General features: G+C 65.9%; 13 protein-coding genes and 1 riboswitch. Of the genes, 10 read left to right on the top strand and 3 right to left on the bottom strand.

Annotation, left to right across the window (positions count from 1 at the left end):
* Nucleotides 1-133 precede the first annotated feature (133 nt).
* Nucleotides 134-1,711: a BCCT family transporter gene (locus tag PEM_RS14200; protein ID WP_111129440.1), complete on the bottom strand. Its 1,578-nt coding sequence runs from the start codon at nucleotides 1,709-1,711 to the stop codon at nucleotides 134-136.
* A gap of 224 nt (nucleotides 1,712-1,935) precedes the next feature.
* Nucleotides 1,936-2,037, top strand: a riboswitch (TPP riboswitch).
* Nucleotides 2,038-2,119: 82 nt separating this feature from the next.
* On the opposite strand from PEM_RS14200, the gene thiC reads away from it, so the two are divergent.
* The 6 genes from thiC (at nucleotide 2,120) to PEM_RS14170 (ending at nucleotide 11,640) form a co-directional block, all read left to right on the top strand.
* Complete coding sequence (gene thiC, locus PEM_RS14195) at nucleotides 2,120-3,964, top strand: phosphomethylpyrimidine synthase ThiC (RefSeq protein WP_111129438.1); 1,845 nt, start codon at nucleotides 2,120-2,122, stop codon at nucleotides 3,962-3,964.
* A gap of 136 nt (nucleotides 3,965-4,100) precedes the next feature.
* On the top strand, nucleotides 4,101-4,772 hold the full coding sequence (locus PEM_RS14190; protein WP_050562719.1) for an ion channel: 672 nt from the start codon (nucleotides 4,101-4,103) through the stop codon (nucleotides 4,770-4,772).
* Nucleotides 4,773-5,031: 259 nt separating this feature from the next.
* Complete coding sequence (locus PEM_RS14185) at nucleotides 5,032-7,350, top strand: winged helix-turn-helix domain-containing protein (RefSeq protein WP_111129436.1); 2,319 nt, start codon at nucleotides 5,032-5,034, stop codon at nucleotides 7,348-7,350.
* 115 nt (nucleotides 7,351-7,465) lie between these two features.
* Complete coding sequence (locus PEM_RS14180; RefSeq protein ID WP_053497516.1) at nucleotides 7,466-8,365, top strand: helix-turn-helix transcriptional regulator; 900 nt, start codon at nucleotides 7,466-7,468, stop codon at nucleotides 8,363-8,365.
* Between the two features lie 49 nt (nucleotides 8,366-8,414).
* Complete coding sequence (locus PEM_RS14175; RefSeq protein ID WP_061479548.1) at nucleotides 8,415-11,261, top strand: TonB-dependent receptor; 2,847 nt, start codon at nucleotides 8,415-8,417, stop codon at nucleotides 11,259-11,261.
* Nucleotides 11,262-11,430: 169 nt separating this feature from the next.
* A complete protein-coding gene (locus PEM_RS14170; RefSeq protein ID WP_014648325.1) occupies nucleotides 11,431-11,640 on the top strand; it encodes a hypothetical protein in 210 nt (69 codons plus the stop codon).
* A 59-nt stretch (nucleotides 11,641-11,699) separates the two neighbouring features.
* Here PEM_RS14170 and PEM_RS14165 read toward each other — a convergent pair whose 3' ends face one another.
* On the bottom strand, nucleotides 11,700-12,821 hold the full coding sequence (locus tag PEM_RS14165) for an HDOD domain-containing protein (RefSeq protein WP_049413685.1): 1,122 nt from the start codon (nucleotides 12,819-12,821) through the stop codon (nucleotides 11,700-11,702).
* Nucleotides 12,822-12,973: 152 nt separating this feature from the next.
* A complete protein-coding gene (gene ppa, locus PEM_RS14160; RefSeq protein ID WP_005410935.1) occupies nucleotides 12,974-13,510 on the bottom strand; it encodes an inorganic diphosphatase in 537 nt (178 codons plus the stop codon).
* A gap of 184 nt (nucleotides 13,511-13,694) precedes the next feature.
* Between ppa and PEM_RS14155 the strand changes: the two genes are divergently transcribed.
* From PEM_RS14155 to PEM_RS14140, 4 genes are all read left to right on the top strand, one after another.
* Nucleotides 13,695-14,186 carry a hypothetical protein gene (locus PEM_RS14155; RefSeq protein WP_111129434.1) on the top strand — a complete coding sequence of 164 codons (492 nt, stop codon included), beginning with the start codon at nucleotides 13,695-13,697 and terminating at the stop codon, nucleotides 14,184-14,186.
* 35 nt (nucleotides 14,187-14,221) lie between these two features.
* The gene (locus tag PEM_RS14150) at nucleotides 14,222-14,677 is read left to right on the top strand and encodes a hypothetical protein (RefSeq protein WP_005419074.1); all 456 of its coding nucleotides are present in this window, start codon (nucleotides 14,222-14,224) and stop codon (nucleotides 14,675-14,677) included.
* 84 nt (nucleotides 14,678-14,761) lie between these two features.
* Nucleotides 14,762-15,262: an RNA polymerase sigma factor gene (locus PEM_RS14145; RefSeq protein ID WP_111129432.1), complete on the top strand. Its 501-nt coding sequence runs from the start codon at nucleotides 14,762-14,764 to the stop codon at nucleotides 15,260-15,262.
* Between the two features lie 103 nt (nucleotides 15,263-15,365).
* On the top strand, nucleotides 15,366-16,301 hold the full coding sequence (locus PEM_RS14140) for a FecR domain-containing protein (RefSeq protein ID WP_005419070.1): 936 nt from the start codon (nucleotides 15,366-15,368) through the stop codon (nucleotides 16,299-16,301).
* Nucleotides 16,302-16,349 lie beyond the last annotated feature (48 nt).

The following is a 16,349-nucleotide window of genomic DNA, read 5'->3' as shown; positions in this document are numbered from 1 at the left end:
CCATGGAGGGGTCCCCGGCGTGCCCTGCCCACCCACACCGCCCCACCCAACCAGCAGCAACCCAGAACCGCCTTTGAATTTGACCTTGGCCCTTGCCTGAAAAAGCGGTGCAGCCGCAGGCTGCAAAACACCCTCAATCCTGATCGTGCGCGCGTGCGGCCTCGGCCTGCGTCTCCTCCTGCGCCGCCATCTCGCGTGCGATCCACGCATCGATCATGTGCCGCTGGCGCTGCGCCTGCCGCCGCTCCCGGGTGTATTCCTGGTCCAGCACCCGGTACAGGGACACCATCACAAGAAGCATCAGCAGCGCGAACGGCAGCGCAGCGATGGTGATCATGCCCTGCAGCGCCTCCAGTCCCCCTGCCAACAGCAAGGAACCCGCCACGAGCGCAATGCCGACACCCCACGCCACTTTGTGCTTGCGCAATGGCTCGCCCGCGTCGTCCGTGGACATGCTGGCCAGCACAAGTACCGCAGAATCAGCCGAGGTCACGAAGAAGATCATCAGTAGCACCAGCGCAATGCACGACAGCAGCAACGGCAGCGGCATGCTGTCGAACATGGTGAACAGCACCGTTTCATAGCCGTTGCCCAGTGCCTGCAACAGGTCGGCCTGGCCGAAGATCTGCATCCAGATCGCGGTGCCACCGAACACCGAGAACCAGAAGAAGCCCAGCAGCGTCGGTGCCAGCACCACGCCGATCACGAACTCGCGCACGCTGCGCCCGCGCGAGATGCGCGCGATGAACGAACCCACGAACGGTGCCCAGGAGATCCACCAGGCCCAGTAGAAGATCGTCCAGTCCGCGACCCAGGTGCTGGACGAGAACGGTGACATGCGCAGGCTCATCGTCACCAGCTGATTGAGATAGGAGCCCAACGTCGTCGTGAAGGTGTTGAAGATCGCGCCAGTCGGGCCGAGTACCAGCACCAGCGCGAGCAGCAGTGCAGCCAATGCAAGGTTGAAGTTGGACAGCCATTTCATGCCGCGGCCGACGCCGCTGAGCGTGGACGCCATGTACAGTACGAAAGCCACTGCGATGATGGTCAGCTGCAGCGGCACGCCCGCCTGCACGCCGAACACGCGTTCCACGCCGGCCGCGATCTGTACCGTGCCGAAGCCCAGTGCTGTAGCCACGCCAACCGCGGTGGCGACGACCGCGGAGATGTTGACCATATGCCCGATCCAGCCACGATGGTGACGGCCGATGATCGGTTGCAACATATCGCTGATCTGGCCACGGCCGTTGCGGTTGAACTGGAACCAGGCCATTGCCAGGCCGATCAGCGCATAGATGGCCCACGGGTGCAGGCCCCAATGGAAGAACACATAGCGCATGGCAGCACGCGCGGCGTCCATGCTCTCTGGCGCCAATCCTTCGGGCGGCTTGCTGAAATGCGAGATCGGCTCGGCTGCGCCCCAGAAAACCAGGCCGATGCCCATGCCGGCGGCGAACAGCATCGACATCCAGCTGGCCCGCGAGAACTCCGGCTCGGCGTCTTCGCCGCCGATGCGCAGGTTGCCGAAGCGACCGAAGGCCAGGTACATCAGGAACACCAGGGCCAGGAACACCACCAGCAGGTACAGCCAGCCGATACCGCGGATGAGTTCGCCGAGGATGCTCTGCACCACGGTATTGAAGGGGCCGGGTGCAATACCGGCAAGCAGCACCAGCAGCAGAACCAGTGCGATGGAAACACGAAACACCATGAAGGAGCTTCTCCGATCAAGGGATTGAGGGGAGCGAGCAGAGCTTGCAGCGAAGGGCCGGCGGCATGCGGCGCGAACCGGGCAGGGGCCGCGTCGGCGGCGAAGGAAGCATCGGTCGCTGGAGCGCGACGGACGTGCACGTTACTGAACGCGACGTCATGGTTCTGTTAACGAATATCGATTGGGGGCAACTCCGGAGGCGGGCGGTCTATGCTCTAATGCACGCCAAGAAGCGGGGGTACCGCGGCCATGTGGCCACGGTTGAGACAGTCCCTTGGAACCTGATCCGGCTCATACCGGCGTAGGGAAGCTTTGCAATGCAGCCATTCCCGGCCTCCGCCCAAGGAGCGTCCGGGCGCGGTCGCAGTGCGCCGCCGCTTCGTCCCTGACCTTCCTGGACGATGCCCGATGAACGCACAGCTCTCCGCCCTGCAGCAACAGGCCCAGCAACTCTCCGAATCCGTGACCCGGCCCATTCCCGGCTCGCGCAAGATCCACGTGCCCGGTTCGCGCCCGGATCTGCAGGTGCCGATGCGGGAGATCGCGTTGACCCGCACCCCGACGCTGTTCGGCGGCGAAGAGAATGCGCCGGTCACGGTCTACGACACGTCCGGCCCCTACACCGATCCGGGCGTGCGTATCGATCTGTCCGCCGGTCTGCCGGCACTGCGTCGCGGCTGGGTGGAGGAACGTGGCGATACCGAGCAGCTCGAAGGCCTGAGTTCGTCGTTCGGGCGTGATCGCGAGCACGACCCCAAGCTCGCTGCCGTGCGCTTCCCCGCACGCAGCCTGCCGCGCCGTGCACGGGCAGGCGCGAACGTCACCCAGATGCACTACGCGCGCCGCGGCATCATCACGCCGGAAATGGAATTCGTTGCCATCCGCGAGAACCAGCGGCTGGAAGCGATCCGCGATGCGGGCCTGCTGCAGCAGCACCCGGGCGAGGCGTTCGGCGCCTCGATCCAGAAGATCATCACGCAGGAGTTCGTGCGGGATGAAATCGCGCGTGGCCGCGCGGTGCTGCCCAACAACATCAACCATCCGGAAAGCGAGCCGATGATCATCGGCCGCAACTTCCTGACCAAGATCAATGCCAACATCGGCAACAGCGCCGTTTCCTCGGGAATCGCCGAGGAGGTAGAGAAACTGGTGTGGGCGATCCGCTGGGGCGGTGACACCGTGATGGACCTGTCCACCGGCAAGCACATCCATGAAACCCGCGAGTGGATCATCCGCAACTCGCCGGTGGCGATCGGTACGGTGCCGATCTACCAGGCGCTGGAGAAGGTTGACGGCCGTGCCGAAGCACTGACCTGGGAGATCTTCCGCGACACGCTGGTCGAGCAGGCCGAGCAGGGCGTGGACTACTTCACCATCCACGCCGGCGTGCTGCTGCGCTACGTGCCACTCACCGCCAAGCGGGTGACCGGCATCGTCAGCCGCGGGGGCTCGATCATGGCCAAGTGGTGCCTGGCGCACCACAGGGAGAATTTCCTGTACACGCATTTCGAAGAGATCTGCGAAATCATGAAGGCCTATGACGTGACCTTTTCGCTGGGTGACGGCCTGCGCCCGGGCTGCATCGCCGACGCCAACGACGCCGCGCAGTTCGGTGAGCTGGAAACACTGGGCGAGCTGACGAAGATTGCCTGGAAGCATGATGTGCAGACCATGATCGAGGGCCCCGGCCACGTGCCGATGCAGCTGATCAAGGAGAACATGGACAAGCAACTGCGTGAGTGCGGCGAGGCGCCGTTCTATACGCTGGGGCCGTTGACCACCGATATCGCACCGGGCTACGACCACATCACCAGCGCGATCGGCGCGGCGATGATCGGATGGTTCGGCACGGCCATGCTCTGTTACGTGACGCCGAAGGAGCATCTCGGCCTGCCCAATCGCCAGGACGTGCGCGACGGCATCATGGCCTATCGCATTGCCGCGCATGCAGCCGACCTGGCCAAGGGCCATCCGGGGGCGCAGGTTCGCGACAACGCATTGAGCAAGGCGCGCTTCGAGTTCCGCTGGGAAGACCAGTTCCACCTTGGCCTGGATCCGGAGAAGGCCAAGGAGTTCCATGACGAGACGCTGCCGAAGGATGCGCACAAGCTGGCCCACTTCTGCTCGATGTGCGGCCCGCACTTCTGTTCGATGAAGATCACCCAGGATGTGCGTGACTACGCCGAAGCCGGCATGAAGGAGAAGTCGGAGGAGTTCCGCGCGGCTGGCGCAGAGGTCTACCACCAGGGATGACGAGCAGCCGGGTGCCGGCCGCTGGCCGGCGGCCGGTTGTGCAGGGGCCGGGAGGAGTGCTGGCCAGCGGCCGGCACCACCGCTCATCACGCCGCTCCCCGCTATGCTCCGCGCATCACCCTGGGGGAAGGACACCATGCCCGTTGCCATGACCACCCGTTGGCTGGCCATTGCCCGCCGTCATCCTTCGGCCTGGCTGCTGGGTGCCCAGTTGATCGCGGTGCTGCTGTACCCCGCGCTGGATGACACCGCTGCCGGCCGCGCGGCGCTGGGCATGTTCGGCATGGCGGTACTGGGCCTGGCGCTGTGGGTGGTCCAGCGCAGCCCACTGGGCACCTGGCTGGCACTGCTGCTGGCCATCCCGTCGGTGGTGTTCTCGCTGGCTGGCGCATTGCTCGACCGCAGCGCACTGCTGACCACCGCACAGTTGCTGGAGAGCCTGCTGTACTTCTATACGGCCGGCGCCCTGATTGCCTACATGCTCCAGGACCACAAGGTCACCCGCGACGAACTGTTCGCCGCAGGCGCGACATTCACCTTGCTTGCATGGGCATTTGCGTTCGCATTCGCGGTATGCCAGCAGTGGTACCCGGGCAGCTTCCAGGGCACCGGCGGAGGCTCGCAGCGCAGTTGGATGGAGCTGCTTTATCTCAGCTTCAGCTTGCTGTCTGGAGTCGGCTTGAGTGACGTCGTGCCGTTGCATCCACAGGCACGCGCACTGGTCATGCTGGAGCAGTTTTCCGGCGTGATGTACGTGGCTTTGGTGGTTTCGCGGCTGGTCGGATTGACCATGTTGCGGCGCATGTGAAAATGAACGCCAGATAAAAATTTCGCGCCCGAAAGGGCGCGAATGATGTCGCAAATTATGTGAATTCGTCGGCGAGAGAGAGCCTGATGTCGACCACGCGATAGGCGAGGTAACTTGCATAGGCTAGTATTCGCGCGCTCGATTGTTTTTGCGGTATGCGCCGATGCTTTGTGCGGAGTCTGGCTTTTCGCTGTTCCCAGGACGGGGCGGTATCGAAGGCAAACACTGCCCGGGACCTGTCTCTACTGTGTAGCAGAAAATGAACAGCAGCGAAATCCAGTTCCCGGTATCCGATCGGATCCGGATAGGAGAGTGCACCGTCACTCTGTCCTCGCGCGAAGTCGAGGTCGTCGGCGCGCGTCGCCCGCGCCGGCTGACGCCGAAGGCGCTGGGCGTGCTGCGCGTGCTGCTGCGGCAGCCGGGTCGCGTTGTCACCCGCGACGAGTTGTTCGCCGAGGTATGGCCGGACACGCTGCCGACCAACGATGTGCTGACCCAGGCTGTCACCCAGCTGCGCAAGGCGTTCAGCAACGACGACGACAACGGCCAGGCCTACATCGAAACCATCGCCAAGACAGGCTATCGGCTTCTGGTCCCGGTGCAGGTGCTGGACGATGCCGAGCCCGTGGCCGCAGGCGTCCCCGACGACGAAGGCATGGCCGCGCAGCCGGTGACCACTGCTGCGTTGCCTGCGCATCCACAGGCAGCGCGCCGCCGCTGGCGCCATATCCGTCGGCGCGTGCTGCTGGTGCTGGGCGTGTTGATGCTGGCCACGCTGCTGGTGTTGACCACGCTGCTGCTGCGTCGTGCACCGGCCGGCAGCTCGCCGGTGGAGGCTGCCGTGGAGAACGGTACGCGGGTGATCGGCAGCCCGCAGCGACCGTATCGGTTGATCACCGCAACCAGCGGCTTCGAAACCTATCCCACGCTGTCACCGGACGGTTCGCTGGTGGCCTATGAGGGCGCCAACGAGGATGGCAACGGCGGTGGCGCGATCAAGCTGCAGACCTCCGGCAACGCACCGGCGCGCCAGTTGCTGGCGCCACCGGCCGGTGCCGTCGATCGCTTCCCGAACTGGTCGCCGGATGGTCGCGAAATCGCCTTCGCGCGGTTCTCCGCCGACGGCGGCTGCCAGGTACTGATCGCCAGCGCCACAGGTGGCGCACTGCGCCAGGCCACACGCTGCGATGGCACGGAGCTGCTCAGTTTCGACTGGACGCCAGATGGGCGTGGCCTGGTGTTCGGCAGCATGGTCGGTCGCTACGCGCACCGTGGCATCCGCGTGCTGGACCTGGCCAGTGGCCAGTGGCGCGCGCTGGCCTACAGCGTCGATGAAGATGACTTCGACTACGCACCGCGGTATTCGCCCGATGGGCAATGGCTGGTGTTCGTGCGCAACCCGCAGCTGGGTGATCTGTGGCGGGTGCCCGCTGCGGGCGGCACGCCGGAGCAGTTGACCAACGAAGCGGCAGAGCTGCGCGGCTGGGCCTGGCTGGACGATGGCCGCACCATCGTCTTCGGTCGCCGCGTCGACAGCGAGGCGCGGCTCTATTACCTGGACGTCGAGCGGCACACGTTGCGCGATGCCGGCCTGGATGATGCGCAGTGGCCAGCGGTGTCGCGACGCGGTGGCATGCTGGCGTTCGTCCACCGGCGCGCGCAGTTCGGCGTGTTCAAGGTGCCGATGCAGGGCAGCGGCTCGCCCGAGCGACTGTTCGCCTCCAGTGGCCGCGATGGGCAGCCGATGGCAGCGCCTGATGGCCGCCAGCTGGTCTTCACCTCCGATCGTTCCGGCAGCTTCGCCCTGTGGTGGGCGGACATGCAGCGACCGGATTCGCTGCGTCCCATCGAAGGGCTGCGGCCGGAAGCGCGGCAGGCGCCTGACTGGTCGGCCGACAGCCGGCAGTTGCTCGTGGTTGGCCGCGATGCGCATGGGCGCACGGTGCTCTATGAAATCGCGCCACGCGATGAACGCCTGCAACCCTTGCCGGTTCCGGCCGAACAGCCGTTGCAGGCACTGTATGGCGCCTCGCCGCAGCAGCTGTTTGTGGTCGAGCGCGATGCCGACCAGCGCACGCGGTTGAGCCTGTTCGATCGCAGCGTCCAGCCCTGGCGCCGATTGGCCAGCATCGATGGGGTGTCGCAGGCGCGCTTTGACCGGAGCAGTGGCCGCGTGTTGTTCACCCGCTTGGCCGCCGGTGGCCTGTGGTCGGCGGATGCCGCGTTGTCCCCGGCCAGCGTGCAGCAGATCAGCGATGACCGGCCCAGCCGCTGGCGATACCGGGCCTGGACCGTGACCGGCAACAGCGGCATCGGCTACCTCGGTACCTCGACCACGTGTGGCACTACCTTCGTGCGCATCCAGCCCGGCCGCGAGGAGCCGGAACGTTGCCTGGACGCAGAACGGCTCAGCGCCGGCAACGGGCTCAGTGCCAGCGCCGACGGAAAGGACCTGTTCGTGGCGATGGCGGTCAGCGATGGCGCTGACATCGGCGTGATGCGGTTGCCCGAACGCCCGCCTGCACTGTTCCCCGCATTCTCCAAGTTGTTGTTGTTCAAGGGAAATGGGCCTTCGTAATTTCTTCGTCGGGATCTCGTCGCGAATTCGTGGCGATCTCGTCGGACCTTCCTGACGCGGTGCCGCCTGATTTGGCAAAACGGAGTCCTGTACTAGGCAAATCCGTGGTGCCCCCATGCGTCAACTCTCGCTGGCCGATCGCGGCCAAACTGTTTCCCTGGACCGGTCGCTCGACGACGTCGCACCGACCTGCCTGGGCGTGGCCCGGCTCGGCAGCCTGCAGACCGCCGGCTCCAGCTTCACTGTCTGGATGCAGGTGCGTGGCAGCTCGTGGGTCGAGGCCAAGGAAGGGCGCTTCCGCCTGCGCCAGGGCGAGTGGATCGCGTTCGAGAAGGAATCGCGGCCGCTGGTGCAGGCCGGTCGCAACGGGTTGTGCGTTGGCCTGAACCTGAACATCGAAGCGCTTCGCGTGCTGACCGAGATGGCCGACTGCGGCCTGTATGCAGGTCGTGGCCGGATGAACCGCACTGATGCGCGCGTGGCGCTGCGCCTGTGGCGCGATGCGCTGGCCAGCGGCCAGCCGGCACAGGCCCTGCGCCCGCTGCTGCTGCACCTCGCGGGCCTGCAGCGCGGCCTGGCCGACAACGTGCAGCGCTGCCCGGGCCGCTCGCGCAGCCGCAAGCGCCAGGTGTTCGGCCGCATGCAGCGCGCGCGCCTCTATCTGGAAGGCAACAGCCACCGGGTGGTGCGCATCGGCGAACTGGCCGAGCTGACCAACTTCTCCAGCTGGTACCTGTCCAAGACCTTCCAGAGCCTGTACGAGGAAAGCCCGCAGTCGCTTTCGGCACGACTGCGCCTCGAACGCGCCGCTGATCTGCTGCGCGACACCGACATGATGGTGGGCGAGGTCGCTGCCGCCAGCGGTTTCGACAACTGCTGCAGCTTCGCGCGTGCGTTCCGCGCCCGCTACGGCCAGTCCGCATCGCGCTTCAGGGAGAACGGTGGCTTGCTCCCGCCACAATCCGCAAAGTCTCCGGTTGGTTCGCGCAAATACAGCGCTGCAACGCAATCGTAACGTGCTGGGGTGTTTTAACACGCTGCTAACACGTACCTTGGAGAGATAGATGAACGTTCGTAATCCCGCAGTGCGGTTCGGCCTGCTGCCGGCCGGCATTGCGCTGGCGCTGGCGCCGGCCTTTGCTTCCGCCCAGGAAGCAAAGGGCACCACCGACCTGGACCGCATTTCGGTCACCGGCTCGCGCATCCGCGGCGCCTCGGTGGAAACCCAGCAGCCGATCCTGACGATGACCCGCGAATCCCTGGAAAAGCAGGGCTTCTCGAGCGTCGCCGACGTGCTGAACAACCTGACCTCGGCCGGCTCCCCGGCCATCTCGCGTTCGGAGTCGCTGGCTTCGGGCGAGAACGTGGGCGGCTACTACGTCGACATCCGCAACCTGGGCGCCCAGCGCACCCTGGTGCTGATGAACGGCAAGCGTCTGGGCGCAACCACTGCGGGCTACCAGGATCTGAGCCAGATCCCGATGTCTGCCGTTGAGCGCATCGAAATCCTGAAGGACGGCGCCTCGTCGATCTACGGTTCCGACGCCATCGCCGGCGTGGTCAACGTGATCACCCGCAAGAACTTCGACGGCGGCGAAGCCAACGTCTACGTCGGCCAGTACGGCAAGGGCGACGGCGACACCGAAACCTATTCGATGACCCTCGGTGCCCGCGGCGAACGCGGCAGCCTGACCCTGTCGGCCGAGTACTCGAAGCAGGATCCGGTGTGGGCCAAGGACCGCTGGTACAGCCGCGACGGCTCGCTGGGTCCGAACTCGACCTCGGCCACCTGGAGCCCGATCAGCCAGAACGGCAGCTGGTGCAACCCGACCCAGGTCAACTGCGGCGACTCCAAGCAGGCTGTCTGGAAGACCCTGAACGCCGGCGGCAACCCGAAGAACCCGAATGACTACCATGTCATTACGCCGGACGAATTCGCCAACTCCAACGAGCAGATGACCCTGCTGACCGGTGTGAAGCGCAAGTCGGTCTACATCAACGGCACGTACGACTTCACCGATTCGATCAGCCTGAACACCGACGTGCTCTACAACGAGCGCCAGACGTTCCAGCAGATCGCCGGCTACCCGTTCCAGTCCAACTCTTTCGGCACCCCGCTGGAGGGTTCGAGCGCCTTCAACCCGGTCGGCCAGGACGTCAGCTTCCGTCGCCGCCTGTGGGAAGTGCCGCGTACCACTGACAGCCAGCTCAAGACCCTGCGCTTCGCTCCGACCCTGACCGGCTTCTTCGAGCTGGGCGGCAAGACCTTCGACTGGGACGTCGGCGCGCTGTGGAACCGCAACGAGTCGATCAAGAGCAACCGCGGCGACATGAGCCTGATCGCTGCAGGCCAGGCCCTGGGCCCGTCGTTCATCGATGCCGGCGGCGTTGCACGCTGCGGCACCTCGGCCAAGCCGATCCTGGGCGACTGCCGCCCGTGGAACCCGCTGCTGCCGTACGGCGTTGATGGCCAGGGTTCGCTGGCGAACCAGGAGCTGCAGGACTTCCTGTTCCCGACCTTCACCACCCGCGGCGTCACCAAGACCACCAGCTTCACCGCCAACCTGTCCGGTTCCATCGTGACCCTGCCGGCCGGCGACCTGGGCTTCGCGCTGGGTGTCGAGCACCGCAAGGAAGAAGGCAATTACGTGCCGGACGCCTTCGCGCAGTCGGGCCAGTCCACCGGCCTGGGCCAGAAGCCGACCCGCGGCCAGTACGATCTGAACGAGGTCTACCTCGAACTGAACGTGCCGCTGCTGGCCGACATGGCCTTCGCCAAGGAGCTGACCCTGAACGTTGCCAGCCGTTACTCGGACTACAGCAACTTCGGTGGCACCACCAACAGCAAGTTCGGCCTGACCTGGCGTCCGCTGGATGAACTGCTGGTCCGCGGCACCTACGCCGAGGGCTTCCGCGCTCCGACCATCAGCGACCTGTACGGTGGCCTGAGCTCGAGCTTCGAGTCCTACATCGATCCGTGCGGCGTGAACGCCCCGGGCAGCGTTGCCGGCAATGCCGCGTGCACCGCCGCTGGCGCTCCGGCCAACTATGTGCAGCTGGGCCAGGGCAACCTGCCGTGCTCGACCCTGCCGTGCCAGTCGGGTGACCAATTCGTCTCGGGTGCCAACCCGAACCTGAAGCCGGAAACCTCCAAGAGCACCACTTTCGGCCTGGTGTGGAGCCCGCGCTGGGTGCAGGGCCTGGACGTCTCGCTGGATTGGTACAAGTACGAAATCAGCGACATGATCATCGCTGACAGCGTCGACCGCATCCTGCGTGACTGCTACGTGCTGGGCAACTCCGAGCGTTGCTCGAGCGTGACCCGTGCGGCTGACGGCCACGTCAGTGCGATCACCTACGGCACCGCCAACCTCGGCAAGATGGAAACCGAAGGTTACGACCTGGGCATCAAGTACCGCCTGCCGGAACTGGCCATCGGTCAGTTCAGCATCGACTGGACCACCAGCTACACCGCCAAGTACGACGAGCAGGGCCAGAACAGCGCGGGTGACAACATCATGATCGGCCGCGTCGGCGAGCCGGGCCTGTTCCGCGTGCGTTCGAACCTGGGCGTCAACTGGCAGTACGGCGATTTCGGTGTGAACTACACCGCGCGCTACTACTCCGGCATGAAGGAAAGCTGCATCTCGCTGGCTGATGGCTGGTGCGATGCGCCGAACCACATGGCCAATGGCGAAACCGATCCGCTGCGTCACACCGGCTCCAACACCTTCCACGACCTGCAGGTCAGCTGGAAGGCACCGTGGGATGCGACGATCGCCCTGGGCGCGAACAATGTGTTCGACCACAAGGGTCCGCTGCAGTACTCGGCTCCGAACTCGGCGTTCGCCTACTACGGCGGCTTCGATGTGGGTCGCTTCCTGTACATGAAGTACACCCAGCGCTTCTGATCCATCGAAGTGCGGTAGCAACACGAGGAGGGCGGGCCGCTAGGTCCGCCCTCTTTTTTGTAGGGGAATTCCGGAAACTGTTGGAAGGTGAGCGCAGTCACGGTCCCGTCGTGTCGCAATCGACACAGTCAGGAGGTCCAATACCGGACGCTCGCATGTGGAGAGGGGTATGAAGAACACGTTGCTGCGCCAGGCATCGGCGGCTGCATTGATCTATGCAACGCTGGTGGGCGCGGTGTTCGCGCAGGGCCTCGGTGTCTGTGGTGGCGGGCTCTATTGCGAAGAGTTCCGCCAGCAGTGCCTGGCCAGTGGCAAGTCACCGGTCATCTGCGAGTCGCAGTACCGGCGTTGCGTGCAGGATGCCTGCGGTACCCGCTGACAAGGAAAGGGCGCACCGTGTGGGTGCGCCCTCTGTCGTCCGGACATCATCCAGCACGCTCAGGCGTCGCTGGGCACCAGTCCCATCAGTGCATTGGCGTGCTCGCGCCATTGCGGCAGTTTGTTCAGCACGCCTGCACGCTGCAGGTAGTCCTCGTCCACCGGATCGCCATTGACCAGCGCCAGGGCCACGTGCACCGCGCCGGTCACCCAGAAGCTGCGGGTGTTGGCGCGCTGCGGCTGCAGGTGGAAGGCCACCGCTTCGATGATCGGCATCGGCAGGCCCCACAGGCCCAGCAGGTAGGCGCCGGCCTCGGCATGGCCTGGGCGGGTGTCGCCGGCCAGCGCGGGCTCGCTGCGCTCGTTGCGCACGCCGGGCAGCAGCAGGCCGATGTCGGCCAGCAGTGCGGCGGTCGCCCCCAGTTCGGCGCTGGACTCGGGCAGCAGGCGTGCGGCCAGCCGGGAGGCGAGCAGGGCGCGCTGCTGCAGTGAGTTGCGCTCGGCAGCCGACAGCGTCGGCGCGGAGAACACTTCGCTGGCCAGCACCAGGTCACGCAGCGTGGCCAGGCCCAGCCGGGTGACCGCGGTGCGCAGGTCGGCAATGGTGCGGCCCTGGCTGAAGAAAGCCGAGTTCGACAGTTGCAGCACCTTGGCCGCGATGGCCGGATCGGCGGCGACCAGCTTGGCCACATCGGCACTGTCGGTATCGTCGTCATGTTCCAGGGCCTGGGTCAGGCTCAGGTACAGATGCGGTGGCGATGGCAGTTTCTCGATACGGCCGATGGCATCGCGCAGGCGCGGGCTGTCCAGCACTTCGCGCAGTTCTTCCAGGCTGGTCAATGCCTCCAGCAGCACTTCCGGCGCCAGCGGCAGCGGCAGGAAGCGGTGGGCGACACCGATCAGGCGCGCCGGCGGCGGGCGGTTGCCATGGTGCGCATCGACCAGCGCGATGCGGATGGTTTCCGGGCGCAGTGTCCGGATCTGGCCCAGCAGCGTGGTGGCATTGAGATCGGGCAACTGCGGGCAGACGATCACCGCGTCCACGCCCTGCGTGGCCACCGCGGTCATCGCGGTCTGGCCATCGGCGGCGGTCAGCGGCTGCCAGTCTTCCCCAAGATCGGCAATGAATTCGGTCAGCTCAGCCGGCAGGCTGGCTGCATCCCCAACAAGCAGAATACGCACGACACGTTCCCCTGGCTGTCTCGACGATGGATGTCGATGACGTGTGAAGTGACGCAATTTACCTAATACGGCAGCAAGAGTGATGTGCCGTCATCATGAAACGTGACCCGCATCGCTCCGGCAGGGTATCGCCGGAGCGATGCGGTTCAGGCTCAGGCCTTGCTGTCGAGATGGCGCTGGTGCGCCTCGATCAGGATCTGCTTGGCCTCAGCGGCGCCACCCCAACCGTCCAGCTTGACCCACTTGCCCTTCTCCAGGTCCTTGTAATGCTCGAAGAAGTGGCCAATGCGCTCCAGCCAGTGGCTCGAGACCTGGGCGATGTCTTCGACGTGGGCGTAGCCGCTGAAGATCTTCGAGACCGGCACGGCCAGGATCTTCTCGTCGCTGCCTGCCTCATCGCTCATCTTCAGCACGCCGACCGGACGGCAGCGCACGACCGAGCCCGGCACCAGCGGCAGCGGCAGCACCACCAGCACGTCGGCCGGATCGCCGTCGCCACACAGGGTGCTCGGCACGTAGCCGTAGTTGCACGGATAGCGCATCGGGGTGGACAGGATGCGGTCGACGAAGATCGCGCCGGTTTCCTTGTCCACTTCGTACTTCACCGGTTCCGAGTCCTTCGGGATCTCGATGATGACGTTGATTTCTTCCGGCGGGTTCTTGCCGGGCGAGACGAGTTCCAGGCCCATGGTGTGCTCCAGGTGGGGATATAGACGGATAGCTCACCATTTTATGCCTTTGCCGGGCGCTGTGCAGGGTAGGGCTGGGCCGACCTGCGCGCCCGCCCCTGGCGGAGCGGGTGGGGCGGGGTTTCCCGATGGGTTCGACCCGGTCCCCGCGGCAGGCTGGACGTCCTTGCCAAGGAGACTTGCCATGAACTGGAACCGCTTGGGCTGTTGTGCCTTGCTGCTGCTGGCGCCGCTGCCCGCGCTCGCGCGCGGGTTGCATGTCAACCTGATTGACTATCCCTCCGACGAGGCCGGATGGTACCGTGCCTTTGCGCTGGAGGACGCGGTCGCCGGCGAATTCGCCGCATGGTGTGCCGACACCGTGTGTGAAGGTGATTACAGCAACTACCGGGTGATGGAGTTCCGCTGCGCCGTGCTCGCCCACCGCGGCACCGTGCAGCGCTGTGTCTGGGTGGTGGCCGCCAGCGAGCTGGAGGTTGAGCCCGACACGGGACACGTGCGGATCGACAACGGGAGCTGGGTCTGTCCGGTCGAAATGCAGCCCGGGGTGCCCGTCGACGCGTTCTACGCCTCCCTGGAAGCGCCGGGCGGCCTGACCGCGCCTTTGCCTGGGCTTGACCACGGCATCTTCGATGGGTTGCCTGAATGCCTGCGCACGCAGGGGAGGGTGGGCTGATGGGGAGCTTCCGTAGATGCTGGCTGTTGTGTGGCGTGCTGTCTGTCAGCCTGCCGTGCGCCGGTGTCGCGCAGGCTGCGCCTGCGTTCGTCGATGCGCGGGATTACGCCGGCCCCGGGGGCGGCCACGAGCGTTTCCTTGCTGCCGAGCGGCAATTGGTGCGTGGCTTCGATGAGGTATGTGGCGATACCTTCTGCGAGGGCGAGTACATCAATCTGTGGGCCATGCGCCTGCGCTGTTCCGTGGAACAGGCCACGGGGGTGGTTGTCCAGTGTGTATGGACCTTCGCTGGTAGCAACACCAGGGTAAAGCCCAGCGGCCTGATCACGGTCAACCGCGGACGCTATGCCTGCGTGCTGCCGCTGGCAACAGGAACACGCCTGGAAACCCTGTTGCAGGTGTGGGAAACGGGGGACGGGTTCGATGCGTTGCACGCGCCGCTGCCCGGCACGAAAGCCAATACCTACGACGCACTGGTTGATTGCCTGTAGTCCCGGCATAGACAAGAATGTGACTTATTCGCATTGCCGGAGTAGCATGCGCGGTGCCTCCCGTCTGTCGTCCCGGCTCCGCGCATGCCCTCCAATGCTGCCTCCCTCACTGAGCTGCTGATCCGCGAGCGGCCCGCGCTGCTGCGCCGGGTGCAGCGCATCCTCGGGGGCGACAACGGCGCCGAGGACGTGATCCAGGCGGTCTGGTTCAAGGCGCGAGGGGTCGATGACAGCCAGGCGATCGACAATCCGCGGGCCTATCTGTATCGGCTGGCCGCCAACCTTGCCACTGACCACGGCCGCGAATCGAGCCGCCGCAACCGGCTGCTGGCCGACCACTACCTGTGGGGGGCCGACGAGGTGATCTCCACCGAGGAGCAGGCCATGGCACAGGATGAGCTGCAGCGGGTGCTCGATGCGGCGGGTCACCTGCCGGAGCCGACCCGCACCATCTTCCGGCTCAACCGCCTGCAGGGCCTCACCCAGGCCGAGATCGCACGCCGCTTGGGGGTGTCGGTGACCACCGTCGAGAATCATGTGCGCTCCGCGCTGCAGCGCCTGGCCTGGGCGCGCAGCGGTCGATGAGCGCGCCGGCTTGGGGCTGGCCTTCGCGCAGACGTCTTGATCACTGGACCGTGGATGCGGTCTAGTTCCCCGCCTGCGCTTGAATGCGCCTGTCCGCCAGCCGATGAGCCCGCCGAACATGCAGCCCGCCGCCAATGACGATGCCCTGGCCGAACAGGCCCGGGACTGGATCGCGTGGCTGGCCTCGGGTGACATCAGCGATGCACGCATGCAGGCGTTCGAGCACTGGCTGCAACAGCCGGGGCACCGCAGGGCCTTCGAACACGAGCGCGCGTTGTGGCGCAGTGTCGGGCCGCGCCCACAGGCCGCCGGGGCCAGCCGATGGCGTGGGCCACATCGACTGCGCTGGGCGATGGCTGTGGCGGCAATGCTGGCGATGCTGGTGGCATGGCCGGAGGCGTGGCTGCGCCTGCAGTCCGATCATCGCAGCACGCATCAGGTGCAGCACGTGCGGCTCCCCGATGGCAGTCGGGCGGTGCTGGATGCGGATAGTGCGATTGCCGTGCGCTTCGATGCGAACGCCCGCGAGGTCGAGCTGCTGCGCGGGCGCGCCTGGTTCGAGGTCAGCCCGGATGCACAGCGGCGTTTCAGCGTGCGCGCCGGCAATGGCCTGGTCGAGGACATCTCGACCGCGTTCACCGTGGCGCGTGGAGACGAGGGGGTGGAAACCCAGGTTGGGCAGGGCAGGGTGCGCGTGGCCAGCCCGGCCGATGGTGGCTGGACCTACCTGCAGCAGGGGCAGCGTGCCGTCTACACTGAACGTGGCGGGGTCATGCGACGGGCTGACGTGACCGCCGACAGCGTCGGCGCCTGGCGCCAGGGCGAGCTGCTGCTGGAGCAGGCCAGCGTCGCCGATGCCGTGCAGTGGGTGGGGCGCTATCGCGCGGGGCCGACCTTCGTGCGCGGTGATCTGTCACGTCTGCCTGCAGTGAGTGCTGCGTTGCGCATCGACCGCCCGGAGCAGGCATTGGATGCACTGGCGGCAACGGCAGGTCTTCAGGTTACTCGTCTTCCATTCGGCGTCGCCATCGTGCAGTAGCTCCACGCCACGCGTGGATGAGCGTCTCTGTGCCGACCATCGGTCGGC

The organism is Stenotrophomonas sp. Pemsol (genome assembly GCF_003586545.1).
GTDB lineage: Bacteria > Pseudomonadota > Gammaproteobacteria > Xanthomonadales > Xanthomonadaceae > Stenotrophomonas > Stenotrophomonas sepilia.
Note: the sequence above shows the minus strand (reverse complement) of the source record. Positions and strands in the feature narration are given on the sequence as shown.